Source organism: Enterobacter sp. YSU, assembly GCF_016082135.1.
In the GTDB taxonomy this organism is placed as follows: domain Bacteria; phylum Pseudomonadota; class Gammaproteobacteria; order Enterobacterales; family Enterobacteriaceae; genus Enterobacter; species Enterobacter hormaechei_C.
In genome coordinates this window covers 4,311,635-4,323,890 of sequence record NZ_CP059487.1, presented here as the reverse complement: position 1 = coordinate 4,323,890, position 12,256 = coordinate 4,311,635, and the positions used below count along the sequence as shown (strand labels likewise).

The following is a 12,256-nucleotide window of genomic DNA, read 5'->3' as shown; positions in this document are numbered from 1 at the left end:
TTTTGACTAAAAACTACGCACAGGAAGAAAGCGCCGGTTCCGGTCAGCCCGTGAAAAGCACCCGCCAGCGTCGGCGACGGCGAGTCATCTCGCGCCATAGCGCGATTATCTCGTCAGGTTGCAGGGCATCAATAGCCTGCGGCGTTAACACCGGCAAACCATAGCGCTGGCGCAGGGCGGCCACTGCCGTGGCGCTGGCATCCATCGGTGAGCGGATCTGCGTCGCCAGCTGCTGTCGCAACACGCTGAACGCTGCCTCATCGCACGGCGTCAGCTCACGCAAAAATCGTTTGCAGCAACCCAACAGGTTCACGGGAGAACGGTCAGGCGACTGTAACGCCAGCAGCAGGCCATCGCGATCGGCAATACGCTGATAACGACAGCTGACCACGTAGCCAATCTGCTGTTCCACGCGCAGGCGCTGGAAAAATTGCGGTTCGCAGCATAACGCCAGCAGCCGCAGCGCGGCGAGCGACGCGCCCGGCGGCAGGGGAATAAACACCAGCAGCGCCGAATCCGCGCTGGCGTGCGGGATGTGTTCGATCCCGCCGGGACAACCGCTTAACGGCAACGGCTTAGCGTTAACCGGCACCCGGAGCAGGCCAAGCTGCCGGGCTAACCCGTGCGCGTGTCCGGCGCTGCCGCCAACTAACGCCGCCAGCCAGCCGTCCCGTGGCGGGTCCGATGCCAGACGTTCAGGCAATTGCTGAAGCAGCTCACGGATGGCAATGCCTTCTGGCGCTGGCGTAATAGCAGGTGCGGGGTGGGAGAGGCGATCGATTATCGCCCCGATGATGGGTTCCGCCGTCACCATGGCGTCAGGAAGCCGCAGGGTGAGCTGCCAGCTACCGTCAACCGTTTGCCACTCGCCGCTGCCGTCGATATGGCGCAGTTCAGCAAGAAGAGGGCGTAACTGTTTGCCCATCGCCACCCCCTGAGACCTGTCCACGCGCGAATAAAAAGGCCTGCGCAGGATCAGCGTCGGCGGTTGTGTCTGCGCCGACAAATGCAGCAGTGGAGCAGCTTCTGACGTCGGGGCTGGCGCAGCATACCTGGCAGTCTGCGGGTAGAAGGAAAACGCGATGGGGCTATCATCTGCAACCGGCTGGCGACGCCAATGGCTAAGCGGCAGGGCAAAACCCTGGCTGGCAATAATTTCAGCGGTTTCCATTTTTTTGCAGGCCAGATACGAGACTGGCGCCGCCAGTAAGTCAGCACAGAAGGCGGAAAAACCTACGGGCGCCGCGCCGGGCGCAAAACCAAATGCCCGCTGGCGCAGCTGCTCCAGCGTCGGCAGGGCGCTGAAACGCTGCTGTGCCAGCCGATAATAATGCCGCTGCTGCTCATCCGTCGTTTGCTGTAGCGCCCGTAGCCAGTGGGTAATATGCGGGTCAATGTCCTCGGGCCGTTCGCTATCAACCGTTAGCGCCAGCCAGCCGTAATTGTCATCCTGATAAAGCCAGTTCAGGGCTACCTCTTCTGCCAGCCCGCGCACCCGTAGCCCGGCAATCAGGCTTCCGGGGGCGTCGTCCAGTAAAAACTCCCGAAATAAAGTGACGTTGTCACTTTTTCGGATTAACGGACAACGCCACAGTGCGGGTCGCTCCGTTACCGCCAGCTTATAATCTGCTTCAGCGCTAAGACGCAACGGGGGAGCGGTTTCAGGCATGCCTCCTGACGCAAAATCTGACGCAAACGTATGGGCAAGCTCGGCCAGCACATCCAGCGTTTGCGGCCCTTGCAGCCACAATTGCAGGTGTCCGGCCACATAATAGCGACGATGAAAGTCGCGCAACGCGGCTTGCAGCGATACCGGGTCCTGTCCCAGAGAATCCTTGCTACCCACCTGAAAACGGCGAAAAACCGCGGGTTCTTCCATCGCGTGGCGCGCCGCCGCTTCGCGCCTGGCGGAATCATGTTGCTGGATGAGCCGGTTTTCCGCATCAATGACAGCCACTTCGCGCTGTATGTCATGCGGTGAAAGCAGCGGCGCCTGCAACATATCCCGCAGCCGCGCGACGCCGTAGGACAGGTTATCGGCGGCAACGTCGAAGAAAAAAGCGCTATGGCGAGCCAGCGTGGTGGCATTGACGCTGCCGCCCTGGCGCTGGATCCAGGCCATGAGTCGATCATCGCCCTGATAGCGCTGGCTACCGCGGAACAGCAGGTGCTCAAGCAAATGCGCAAGACCGGCGAAGCGCGGTGGTTCGTGATGGCTTCCGGCACTTACGCGCGCCAGCGCCGCCGCGCGTGTCGCCTGCGGCTGATGCACCAGCGTTGCGCGTAAACCGCCTGCCAGTTCCACGATGCGGGTGGTCATTATCGTTACAGTTCCCGGGTTTTATAGATAAGCTGAGAACGGGTACGGTTGCGGAACTGAAGCTGACCGATCTTCATATCACTACAGGCTGCTTCGCGTCGCGCCTCGAGGATTTTATGATGATGCGGCGATTTGCTGCACACCGGATCGGCGTTATCAGCATTCCCGGTGAGCATAAAGGCCTGGCAGCGGCAGCCGCCGAAGTCCTTCTCCTTTTCATCGCAGGAGCGGCACGGCTCTGGCATCCAGTCAAACCCGCGATAGCGGTTGAAGCCGAAAGAGTCATACCAGATGGATTCCAGGCTCTGTTCAAGCACCGACGGGAAATCCACCGGCAGCTGGCGCGCGCTGTGGCAGGGCAGCGCCGTGCCTTCCGGGGTCACGCTGAGGAAAATCGCCCCCCAGCCGCCCATACAGCCTTTTGGCCGCTCTTCGTAATAATCGGGGGTGACGAACAGCAGGTTGGTCAGATTGCCGCTGGCGGCCATTTTTTGCCGATATTCGGCAACCACGCGTTCCGCGCGGGCGATCTGTTCCCGCGTCGGCAGAAGCCCCTGACGATTAAGGAATGCCCAACCGTAGAACTGGCAGGTGGCAAGTTCGACATCGTCGGCGTCCAGTTCGATGCACAGCTCGATGATTTTATCGATCTGATCGATATTATGCCGGTGCAGGACGAAATTCAGCACCATCGGGTAATCACGGGCTTTGACCGCTTTGGCCATCGCCAGCTTCTGCTGGAAGGCTTTTTTATTCCCCGCCAGCGCAGCGTTGAGCACTTCATCGCTGGCCTGGAAGCTAATCTGGATATGGTCCAGACCGGCCTCGCTGAACGCGTCGAGCTTGCTTTCCGTCAGGCCAATTCCCGAGGTGATCAGGTTGGTATAAAAACCGAGATCGCGGGCGGCGCGGATCAGCTCCGGCAGATCTTTACGCGTCAACGGTTCGCCGCCGGAAAAACCTATCTGCACGCTGCCCATCGCCCGCGCCTGGCGGAAAACCTCAATCCACTGTTCGGTGGTCAGCTCCTGATCCTGCCGGGCGAAGTCCAGCGGGTTAGAGCAGTAAGGACACTGTAGCGGACAGCGATAGGTCAGCTCCGCCAGCAGCCACAGCGGTGGATTGACGGCGGGTTTATTCTGGCTCACGGAAAATAATCCACTTCTGTTGATAAGCGATTTGCAGGAATTCTACGACGTCGTCATCCACGCCGCCGGCTTCCGGGAACCGTTCGTTGAGTATGGCAATGATGGCCGCCGCGTCGCGTTGGCCATCGACCAGTTCGAGGATCGCGGCCGCGGTCTCATTGAGTTTGGCCATGCCTTCCGGATAGAGGATGACATGGCTGTCCTGAGCGGCTTCCCATTGCAGGCGATAGCCGCGACGAAAGGCGACGATGGAGTTTTTTTGCATGCTTATACCAGTCGGGTTGTGTGCCAGGCCGCTTTGTCGGTGACCGTGTGATAAGGCGGACGCTGTAGCGCGTAGGCCATGGTCATCGCGTCGAGCATCGACCACAGGATATCGAGTTTGAACTGAAGGATCTCCAGCATCCGATTCTGCTTTTCCGCGCTATCGCAGTAACGCTTCGCCAGCTCCAGACCGTGTTCAACGTCGCGGCTGGCCTGGCTGAGGCGGCTGCGGAAATAAAAATAGCCTTCCTCTTTGATCCACGGGTAGTGCTGTGGCCAGCTGTCGAGACGCGACTGATGGATTTGCGGGGCGAACAGTTCGGTGAGCGAGCTGCATGCCGCCTCCTGCCAGTTGGCGCGGCGGGCGAAGTTAACGTAAGCGTCGACGGCGAAACGGACGCCGGGCAGTACGTGGCGTTCGCTGATTAAGTCCTCGCGGCTGAGCCCCACGGCTTCGCCCAGCTGTAGCCAGGCTTCGATACCGCCGTCATGACCGTTGCTGCCGTCGTGATCGAGGATCCGCTGCACCCATTTGCGACGCGTGTGCGGATCCGGGCAGTTCGCCATAATTGCCGCATCTTTCAGCGGGATCGTCGTCTGGTAGTAAAACCGGTTCGCCACCCAGCCCTGGATCTGCTCGCGGCTGGCCTCGCCGTTATGCATCGCGATATGGTACGGATGGTGAATATGATAGTAGGCGCCTTTCGCCCGGAGGGCGTGCTCAAACTCTTGCGGTGAGAGCGTTTCGCGAATGTGCATAGTTAGTCCTGAAGCGTGATGTTCATCCCGTCCCAGCTCACTTCTATTCCCTGCTGCGCAAGGGCGTGACGCTGCGGCGACTGCTCGTTAAGGATCGGGTTGGTGTTATTAATGTGGATCAGAATCTTGCGCTTTGCCGGCAGCGAGGCCAGCAGCGCCATCATGCCGTGTTCATCGCCGAGCGCCAGATGGCCCATGTCGCGGCCGGTATTGCGTCCGACGCCGGTGGCCTGGAGTTCATCGTCCTGCCAGACGGTGCCGTCAATCAGCAGACAGTCCGCTTTTTTAAGCCACGGCAGGATGGTGTCATCGGGTTCACCGAGACCCGGTGCGTAGAACAGCGTCTGACCGTTGCGGCGGTTTTCGATAAACAGCGCCACGTTATGCCCCGGCAGCGGGCGGTCGCGCCACGGCGAATAGGGCGGTGCGTTACTGGCGATGGGGACAGCGGTAAACTGCAAATCAGGGCAGGCTTCCACGCTAAAGGCGGTGAGCGGCGCGATCGGGTGGTGAATCAGGCCACCGTTCCAGTGCCGGAGCATGGTAAAAATCGGGAATCCGCTGGAAAGATCTTCATGCACCTCCGGCGTACACCATACCTGATGCGGGCACCCTTCGCGCAGGCTGAGCAGCCCGGTGGTGTGGTCAATCTGGCTATCGGTGAGAATAATGCCGCCAATATGTGTGCCGCGCAGAACCTCTTTCTTATTCAGTTCTGGCGTATGGGCAATCTGCTGGCTGATATCGGGGGAGGCGTTACACAGCACCCACTCTTTGCCGTTATCGCTGACGATGATCGACGACTGGGTGCGAGGGGTCGCCTGAAGGGTACCGTTGCGCAAACCCTGACAGTTGGCGCAGTTACAGTTCCACTGGGGGAAACCACCGCCAGCGGCGGAACCGAGGACTTTAATAAACATGAAGATGGGCCAGGTAGTCAAACAAAAATGCCCGCACGGATGGCGGGCAGAGCGATTAGCGGTTGGAAATGTACAGGGTCACTTCCAGGCCAAGACGTAAATCAATAAAAGCAGGTTTCTTCCACATCGTTTTTTCCTCTTTAAAAATGCAGCACCAACGCCATTGTTTGTGCCAGTTTTGTGATGGTCATCAAATAATGCGTCACAGGAGGGCAAAGCTCAACCCGAAAGATGTAAGGAATTAACTTAATGTTTACAACGTAACCTATTGTTGCCAAACATTTTGCAATACCTTTTGCCAGTTGCCCCACAGCAGCTTATTCAGCACAAATTGATCATAGCCGCTGTCACGCAACGCGCTGATTAGCCGCGGTAAACCACTCACATCGTGTAAGTCATCAGGCAACGTAATGCCGTCAAAATCGGAGCCCAGCGCGACATGATCGTCACCCATGATGTTAATAAGATAGTCGATATGACGAACGATTGTGCTCAGCGGGGTATCGCTATCGCGTTTACCGTCGGCGCGCAGAAACGCGTTGCCGAAATTGACGCCTGCCACGCCGCCGCTGTCGCGGATAGCCAGCAGCTGCCGATCGGTCAGATTGCGCGGTTGCGGGCACAGCGTATGGGCGTTGGAATGGGTGGCGACCAGCGGTGAAGAGGAATGACGAGCGGTATCCCAGAACGCTTTTTCATTCATATGCGAAACATCAATCAGCATGTTCAGGGCGTTAGCGTGCTTAATGAGGGCGATACCCTCAGCGGTAAGCCCAGGGCCGCTGTCCGGGCTGCCGGGAAACGCCCCGTTAACGCCGGTGCCAAAACGGTTAGCAATGTTCCAGAAAGGCCCAATGCTGCGCACCCCGGCGGCATAAAAAGCCTGTAGATCGCCTCCCTCGCCGTCAAAACCGCCCGCGCCCTCAATATGCGCCACCATCGCCAGCACTTTATCCTGACGGCAGCGTTCGATATCCGCCGCGCTCAGGCACAATCGCGCCCGGCCATCGGAGTGGGCGACAAGCTGCTTAAGGATCGTCAGCTGCTGCCAGAGAATGTCGACCGGCTGCCACGGCTCGCTGGCGTATTGTGGCGCCATGCGGGCGATATACTCCTGCGGCGGCACGAACAGCGCGAACAGCCCGCCGGAAAATCCGCCTTGCTGCATGCGTGGATAATCGAGGTGTCCCTTCTCAATGCCGGAGAAGAAGGCCGTTACCGGATCCTGGCGATGGTGAAGCCATAAATTAAGCAACAGGTCATTGTGACCATCAAAAATCGCCATAGCGCATCCCACTGTCTTTTATTGCTGCGAAAGTTGCCTGGCACGATAACCGATTTGTCCGGTCCGGCAAGGGGAAAATTACAACTTAGCAGCAATTGTTAATATCACTTAACAGTGAGGAGATCCGCAAAGCGGGTGGTGTAGCGGGGTGAAAGCATTTCCCGTTTCATCTGCCACGGCTGCTGTATACCCTGTCCCGCGAAGTAAAGCGTGCCACGGCCATTTTCAGCATTCAGATGGTCTAATACATCCATTAACTTTTGGCTGTTTTTCCTGGGGGCGTTGTCGTCAAACAGATTAAGTTGCGCGACGCCCTGGCTATAAAAATCTCCCAGCATCACTCCGGCTTTCTGGTACCGATGGCCGTTCTTCCAGACCGCATCCAGACAACGAACTGATGCGCCGATAATATCCCGACTATCCTGGGTTGGGGTGAGCAGTTTTACCGACGCGCTATTGCCATAATATGGCTCGTTAAGCGCGAAGGGCGAGGTTTTAACAAATACGGAGATAAAGCGGCAATGCTGATGCTCATTGCGAAGTTTTTCTGCTGCCCGGGCGGCATAACTACAGATGGCCTGGCGTACATCGTCATATTCGGTGATGCGTTCGCCAAACGAGCGCGAACAGACGATTTCTTGCTTTACCGGGGCAAACTCTTCCAGTTCAAGACACGATTCGCCCCGTAATTCACGCACCGTTCTCTCCAGCACGACATTGAAATGTTTTCTTATGAACCGGATATCGGTGTCTGCCAGTTGCAGGACGGTCTTAATCCCCATCATCTCAAGCTTCTTCGCTATGCGACGTCCTACACCCCAAACGTCTTCGACGGGTAGCGCCGCCATCAGCTTTCTCTGACGATCCACATTGGATAAATCAACAACGCCTCCCGTCTGGCGCTGCCAGCGTTTCGCCGCGTGATTTGCCAGTTTCGCCAGCGTCTTTGTGGGTGCGATGCCCACTCCGACGGTCAGATGGGTGCGTTGCAGTACGGTCGCTCTCATTTCATGCCCAAAGTCGGAAAGATCGCGACAATTACGCACGCCGGTAAGATCGCAAAAGATCTCATCAATTGAGTATATTTCGCTACGAGGCGACATCTCTTCAAGCGTGTTCATTACCCGGTTGGACATATCCGCGTAAAGTTCATAATTACTGCTGAAACAAACCACGCCATGATGCCTGAAGAGATCTTTCTGTTTGAAGTACGGTTCACCCATTTTCACAAAGGGTTTGGCTTCAGCGGAGCGAGAGATGACGCACCCATCGTTATTGGACAACACGACCACCGGTCGTCCCTTCAGGTCCGGGCGAAAAACCGTTTCACAGGAAGCATAGAAAGCGTTCACATCACACAGTGCAAACATGGTCAGCTCGCTCTGGTATCGCCAGGAGGGGTGAAAAACTGCATTATGATCACCGTTAATTAAGACTGTATTTATATACAGTATTGTATGTTGATAGCAAAGATCAAGGGGGAACGAGGAGTGACGTCGTACGGGTGCAGGAGGGAGAGGGTTATGTTCAGAATGGCGGCGAGGCAAATCTGGCGGAAAGGGTATTTAATGAAATGTTTAAGGAATATAAGTGCCCATACGACAGGTATGGGCAGTGAAGCCGTCGATATTACTTCTTCTTGTTCATCATCGCCTTGAGATCGGCAAAGGGGTTAAACGTGGCGACACCCACGTCTTTTTGCGCATCCTCACCCGCGACAACGGTGGTGCCATACTGATCCGCTTCGGTGTACTTTGAGTGTTCGTGATCGTGACAAAACAGGCACAACAGCTCCCAGTTACTGCCATCTTCCGGGTTATTGGTGTGATCGTGGTCGATATGGTGAACCGTGAGTTCACGAAGATTTGAATAAACAAACTCACGCGAGCAGCGTCCACAAACCCAGGGGTAGATTTTTAGCGCTTTTTCACGGTAGCCGCTTTCCAGCCGTGCGTAGTTTTTGGGGATCAGAGCCATTGCTGATGTTACCTGTTAAAAAGAGAATAATTCACACTATATCCCATTATGAGATGTCAGGAGAATGCCTCCTCTGCGGGAAGGCAGCGTGCGATTTGCGTATTTCTGTCAGTTTATTTGAAGCATTCCGTTAAATAATCACCATTTATTCTCATTCGTTAATGCGTAGAGTAGGGATAACGCAATGCTTTATCAGGATACTCCACTATGAAAAAGATCGGATTTTTGTCGTTTGGTCACTGGACACCGTCACCCCAGTCCGGCACGCGAACCGCGGCTGACACGCTGCTACAGTCCATCGATCTGGCGGTCGCCGCCGAAGAGCTGGGCGCGGACGGGGCTTATTTCCGTGTGCATCACTTTGCCCGCCAGCTCAGTTCGCCATTCCCCTTGCTGGCTGCAATAGGCGCGAAAACCAAACGCATCGAAATCGGGACGGGCGTGATCGACATGCGGTATGAAAATCCGCTGTATATGGCGGAAGATGCTGGCGCGGCAGATCTCATCTCCGGCGGGCGATTACAGCTTGGTATCAGCCGGGGTTCCCCGGAGCAGGTGATTGATGGCTGGCGTTATTTTGGTTACGTGCCGCAGGAAGGGGAAAACGAATCAGATATGGCGCGCCGCCACACTGAGGTACTGCTTGATGTATTACGCGGTGAAGGGTTTGCAAAGCCTAACCCACAGCCGATGTTCCCAAACCCGCCGGGATTATTGCGTCTGGAGCCGCATTCAGAAGGCTTACGCGATCGTATCTGGTGGGGGGCTGGCTCTAATGCAACGGCAGTATGGGCGGCGAAACTGGGGATGAACCTGCAAAGCTCAACGCTGAAAGATGATGAAACCGGCGAGCCGTTCCATATTCAGCAGGCAAAACAGATCCGTGCCTACCGACAGGCCTGGGCTGAGGCAGGGCATACCCGTCAGCCACGCGTTTCGGTCAGCCGCAGTATTTTTGCCCTGATGGACGATCGCGACCGGATGTATTTCGGTTCAAGCCGCAATGAAAGCGACAGCGTGGGCTATCTGGATGAGAAAACGCGGGCCATTTTCGGACGCAGCTATGCCGCAGAGCCAGACAAGCTGATTGAACAGTTGAAAAAGGATGAAGCGATCGCGGAAGCGGATACGCTGTTACTTACCATGCCGAATCAGCTGGGCGTGGAATACAACGCACATGTGATCGAGTCCATCCTGAAACATGTCGCACCGGAAATGGGATGGCGCGATCGCAATGCTTAATCTGGCCCTCTGGTATCGCCGGTTTGGTGAGCCTGAATCGGTACTGCAAGCGGAAACTACACCATTGTCGCCGCGACAGCCGGGAGAGATACGTGTGCGCATGCTTTTTTCCCCGGTGAACGCCTCTGATCTCATCCCCATCACCGGAGCATATCGCCATCGCACGCCGCTGCCTGCGATAGCCGGTTATGAAGGGGTCGGAATAGTGACCGAAACGCCCGCCGCTTATCCGGCGCTGCTGGGCAAGCGGGTCCTGCCGTTACGGGGGCAGGGAACCTGGCAGCGCTATGTCGACTGCCCGGCGGCGTATGCGGTTCCCGTCCCGGACGACGTCGACTCGCTACTTGCCGCGCGGGCGTATATCAACCCGCTTGCCGCACAGATGATGCTGGACCGCTATCCTCCGGTCGGGAAAACGGTGCTGCTCACCGCTGCCGGTTCTGACTGCGCCGTTCTGCTCGGGCAATGGGCACGTCAGGCGGGTGCGGAGGCGGTTTACGGGATCCATCGTTCGCCCGTGCACGCTCAACGTCTGGCTGAAATGGGGATCGTCCCGATTGCGCAACATGATACGACCGCCGTCAACGCTGCCGCCGCGCAAGCGGAGGTGGTGTACGACGCCACGGGCGGCAGTCTGGCGGAGACGATCCTGAGCGTGATGCCCGAAACCGGCACCTTTGTCTGCTACGGGCTACTCTCCGGGCAGACCTTCCGGCAGCAGCGGCCGTTGCCGCGCGTGGCGTGGTTTCACATTCGTAACTATCTGGACGCGCTGAGCGCTGAGGCGTGGCAGGCGGAGTTTCGGCGCATCTGGCCTAAACTGCGCGCCAGCCAGTGCAGCGATGTCACCCTCTACCCGCTGTCGGAATGGCAGCGGGCAGTGGGCAACTATCGCGAAGCGGGAAGAACGGGTAAGCCCATGCTCTCGATGGACAATTAATCGGCCTTATGGCTCATGTCGCTCAGCAGTACAGCGATACTTTGTCCACCGGCGGTCTGCTCCAGGCCAATTTTGACAATAATTGTCAGCGGAACGGAGAGCAGCATGCCGACAGGCCCGAGCAGCCAGCCCCAGAAAATCAGGGACAGGAACACAACAAGGGTTGAAAGCCCCAGCCCGCGTCCCATTATCCGTGGTTCGAGAATGTTCCCGAAGACAAGGTTAATCACCAGATAGCCTGCCAGCAGAATCAGGGCATCATACAAACCGCTGAAAACCAGCACCTGAAGGATAGGGGGGATCGCCGCCAGCACGGAGCCGATGTTAGGAATATAGTTGAGCGCAAAGGCCAGCAGCCCCCAGACAAAGGCAAAACGCACATCCAGCGCGGCGAGCATCCCCCAGACCACTAATCCCGTCACCAGGCTGATGGCCGTTTTCAGCACCAGATAGCGTGAAACGCTGTCGAGCGCGCGCTGAATGGCGCCCATTCCCTCTACCGGACGCACCATGATGTGCTGGAGCTTTGCAGGCAGCTGTGGAACTTCCAGCAGCATAAACACAACCGTCAGGAACAGCAGGAAAATCGAGGTCATGGCGTTGGAGAGTTGTGCCAGCAGGCTGGTGACAATCGTCATGGCGGCATTCGGATCGATGTATTTAAGCAGTTCCTCAACCGAGACTTCGATACCCGCGCGTTGCAGCCAGGGTTCAATTTGCAGCAGCGGGGTCGCCAGGGAAGAGCGGTATGTCGGTAGCGTCCGCGCCAGCTCGTTCAGGGAGGTTCCCAGATAGGCGACTAACAGCACCATCGCAACGATAATAATACTGATAAGCAGGCTTATCGCCAGCACACGCGGGATGCGCAGCCGCACCATTCGCTGCACCAGTGGATTGAGGATCACCGCGATAAAAAGCGCCAGGATAAAAGGCACGATGATATCGGCCGCAAAACGAACGCCGGTCAGAATGATCACCAGCATGCCCAGCATGATGACGATCTTAAGCCCGTTGAGGGTGATAATAGGTTTGGCCATGGACGTTCCTGAACAGTTTTTTATTTATAATAGAGGGGAAAGCGGATTAAAAAAACTAACCAAAATCAAACAGACTGGGTAAAGAAATGAAAAGGCTTTGAGTAAATTCCTGGCTTATGATACAAATCAGGCGTGTTCAACTACCGAGGACAATTTTCATCCGCAAAGACGAGAAGCAACACCGCGGATAATTGTAATTTTATGGACAATTTGTTCAGGACGTATTTTTCAAACAACTCAGCTCTGTTTTCAACCTCCCTCTGCCTGCTTTCTGGTGAGCAACACTGGCGTTCCGCGCTATAGTCACGTCTTCTGCCTGAGCTGGCGCTATGCGCTTAGCTAACTGATTTAATTCCCAATTTTT

12 protein-coding genes are annotated in these 12,256 nt (G+C 56.6%); 2 read left to right on the top strand and 10 right to left on the bottom strand.

Annotated elements, in window-relative coordinates:
* Positions 1 to 43 precede the first annotated feature (43 nt).
* The 9 genes from pqqF to yajD all read right to left on the bottom strand — a co-directional run bounded on the left by pqqF (position 44) and on the right by yajD (position 8,673).
* Positions 44 to 2,320 carry a pyrroloquinoline quinone biosynthesis protein PqqF gene (pqqF, locus tag H2Z33_RS20670; RefSeq protein WP_063135119.1) on the bottom strand — a complete coding sequence of 759 codons (2,277 nt, stop codon included), beginning with the start codon at positions 2,318 to 2,320 and terminating at the stop codon, positions 44 to 46.
* 5 nt (positions 2,321 to 2,325) lie between these two features.
* Entirely contained in the window at positions 2,326 to 3,468 is a 1,143-nt protein-coding gene (pqqE, locus tag H2Z33_RS20665; RefSeq protein WP_045347992.1) for a pyrroloquinoline quinone biosynthesis protein PqqE, read from the bottom strand.
* The gene (gene pqqD, locus H2Z33_RS20660; protein ID WP_003857508.1) at positions 3,455 to 3,733 is read right to left on the bottom strand and encodes a pyrroloquinoline quinone biosynthesis peptide chaperone PqqD; all 279 of its coding nucleotides are present in this window, start codon (positions 3,731 to 3,733) and stop codon (positions 3,455 to 3,457) included. The genes pqqE and pqqD overlap by 14 nt, the downstream gene beginning before the upstream one ends.
* 2 nt (positions 3,734 to 3,735) lie before the next feature.
* Positions 3,736 to 4,491 (bottom strand): pyrroloquinoline-quinone synthase PqqC, encoded by a 756-nt coding sequence (pqqC, locus tag H2Z33_RS20655; protein WP_003857506.1) that lies wholly within the window; start codon positions 4,489 to 4,491, stop codon positions 3,736 to 3,738.
* Between the two features lie 2 nt (positions 4,492 to 4,493).
* Complete coding sequence (gene pqqB, locus H2Z33_RS20650) at positions 4,494 to 5,411, bottom strand: pyrroloquinoline quinone biosynthesis protein PqqB (RefSeq protein ID WP_045344727.1); 918 nt, start codon at positions 5,409 to 5,411, stop codon at positions 4,494 to 4,496.
* Positions 5,412 to 5,466: 55 nt separating this feature from the next.
* On the bottom strand, positions 5,467 to 5,538 hold the full coding sequence (gene pqqA, locus H2Z33_RS20645) for a pyrroloquinoline quinone precursor peptide PqqA (protein ID WP_002905689.1): 72 nt from the start codon (positions 5,536 to 5,538) through the stop codon (positions 5,467 to 5,469).
* Positions 5,539 to 5,676: 138 nt separating this feature from the next.
* Positions 5,677 to 6,696 (bottom strand): dipeptidase, encoded by a 1,020-nt coding sequence (locus H2Z33_RS20640; RefSeq protein WP_047365582.1) that lies wholly within the window; start codon positions 6,694 to 6,696, stop codon positions 5,677 to 5,679.
* A 104-nt stretch (positions 6,697 to 6,800) separates the two neighbouring features.
* A complete protein-coding gene (locus tag H2Z33_RS20635) occupies positions 6,801 to 8,066 on the bottom strand; it encodes a Y-family DNA polymerase (RefSeq protein WP_032609083.1) in 1,266 nt (421 codons plus the stop codon).
* Positions 8,067 to 8,325: 259 nt separating this feature from the next.
* Complete coding sequence (gene yajD / locus H2Z33_RS20630; protein ID WP_006808895.1) at positions 8,326 to 8,673, bottom strand: HNH nuclease YajD; 348 nt, start codon at positions 8,671 to 8,673, stop codon at positions 8,326 to 8,328.
* Between the two features lie 207 nt (positions 8,674 to 8,880).
* On the opposite strand from yajD, the gene H2Z33_RS20625 reads away from it, so the two are divergent.
* Entirely contained in the window at positions 8,881 to 9,915 is a 1,035-nt protein-coding gene (locus H2Z33_RS20625) for an LLM class flavin-dependent oxidoreductase (RefSeq protein ID WP_063135120.1), read from the top strand.
* On the top strand, positions 9,908 to 10,855 hold the full coding sequence (locus H2Z33_RS20620; RefSeq protein ID WP_017384558.1) for a zinc-dependent alcohol dehydrogenase family protein: 948 nt from the start codon (positions 9,908 to 9,910) through the stop codon (positions 10,853 to 10,855). The genes H2Z33_RS20625 and H2Z33_RS20620 overlap by 8 nt, the downstream gene beginning before the upstream one ends.
* Here the strand turns inward: H2Z33_RS20620 and H2Z33_RS20615 are convergent.
* Complete coding sequence (locus tag H2Z33_RS20615; RefSeq protein WP_003857467.1) at positions 10,852 to 11,892, bottom strand: AI-2E family transporter; 1,041 nt, start codon at positions 11,890 to 11,892, stop codon at positions 10,852 to 10,854. The two genes, H2Z33_RS20620 and H2Z33_RS20615, sit on opposite strands and share 4 nt — an antisense overlap.
* Positions 11,893 to 12,256: the final 364 nt, after the last annotated feature.

Bases quoted from the DNA above. Each gene is read 5' to 3' on its own strand.
- pqqB (WP_045344727.1), bottom strand. From the start codon at position 5,411: ATGTTTATTAAAGTCCTCGGTTCCGCCGCTGGCGGTGGTTTCCCCCAG.
- yajD (WP_006808895.1), bottom strand. From the start codon at position 8,673: ATGGCTCTGATCCCCAAAAACTACGCACGGCTGGAAAGCGGCTACCGT.
- H2Z33_RS20640 (WP_047365582.1), bottom strand. From the start codon at position 6,696: ATGGCGATTTTTGATGGTCACAATGACCTGTTGCTTAATTTATGGCTT.
- pqqF (WP_063135119.1), bottom strand. From the start codon at position 2,320: ATGACCACCCGCATCGTGGAACTGGCAGGCGGTTTACGCGCAACGCTG.
- H2Z33_RS20615 (WP_003857467.1), bottom strand. From the start codon at position 11,892: ATGGCCAAACCTATTATCACCCTCAACGGGCTTAAGATCGTCATCATG.
- pqqD (WP_003857508.1), bottom strand. From the start codon at position 3,733: ATGCAAAAAAACTCCATCGTCGCCTTTCGTCGCGGCTATCGCCTGCAA.
- H2Z33_RS20620 (WP_017384558.1), top strand. From the start codon at position 9,908: ATGCTTAATCTGGCCCTCTGGTATCGCCGGTTTGGTGAGCCTGAATCG.
- pqqC (WP_003857506.1), bottom strand. From the start codon at position 4,491: ATGCACATTCGCGAAACGCTCTCACCGCAAGAGTTTGAGCACGCCCTC.
- H2Z33_RS20635 (WP_032609083.1), bottom strand. From the start codon at position 8,066: ATGTTTGCACTGTGTGATGTGAACGCTTTCTATGCTTCCTGTGAAACG.
- H2Z33_RS20625 (WP_063135120.1), top strand. From the start codon at position 8,881: ATGAAAAAGATCGGATTTTTGTCGTTTGGTCACTGGACACCGTCACCC.